The sequence below is a fragment of the Pseudomonas paracarnis genome, from assembly GCF_904063055.1.
GTDB classification, from domain to species: domain Bacteria; phylum Pseudomonadota; class Gammaproteobacteria; order Pseudomonadales; family Pseudomonadaceae; genus Aquipseudomonas; species Aquipseudomonas paracarnis.
Map to the genome: position 1 here is coordinate 1 of NZ_CAJFCN010000065.1, position 472 is coordinate 472.

General features: G+C 62.7%; 1 pseudogene. It reads right to left on the reverse strand.

Annotated features, from left to right (window positions below):
* Positions 1-330: pseudogene (locus JMV15_RS27910) on the reverse strand (substrate-binding domain-containing protein); the annotation flags it as partial.
* Positions 331-472: the final 142 nt, after the last annotated feature.

A 472-nucleotide genomic window follows, 5' to 3' on the forward strand; every position in this document is an offset into this window, starting at 1 on the left:
GTCTGTATTGATCAAAGGTTTGGCCGGACCGTCCTTCGCCACCAGGCCAATCCGCGAGTCGGCCAGCGCCGCGCGGGGCGCGGGGTCTACTTTGCCTTGTTTGATCAACGCATCCAGGGCATAGCCGACCATGATCACCACATCGGCCTGTTCGCCGCGGGCCAGGCGGTTGGGAATCGCTTCCGGCGCCTTGCCCATGGACGGGCCAAGAATGGTCGCGAGGGTGTCACCGCTTTGCTCGGCGTATTGCGGGCCGAGCAATTTATACGCGGCGGTGAAGCCGCCCGAGGTCATGACCTTGAGTTGTTAGGCCTGGGCTGATAGCGCCAGGGAGCCGAGGACGAACGAAGCGAGGGTCTTGAAGAGCGGCTTACTGGCGCAGCCTCCTGCATGAATTGGCCGCGGGTATTGGCCCGGCGACACGACGAGAGGGTCGAACAACATGAAGAAAGCGCGGCAGAGATGATCCACG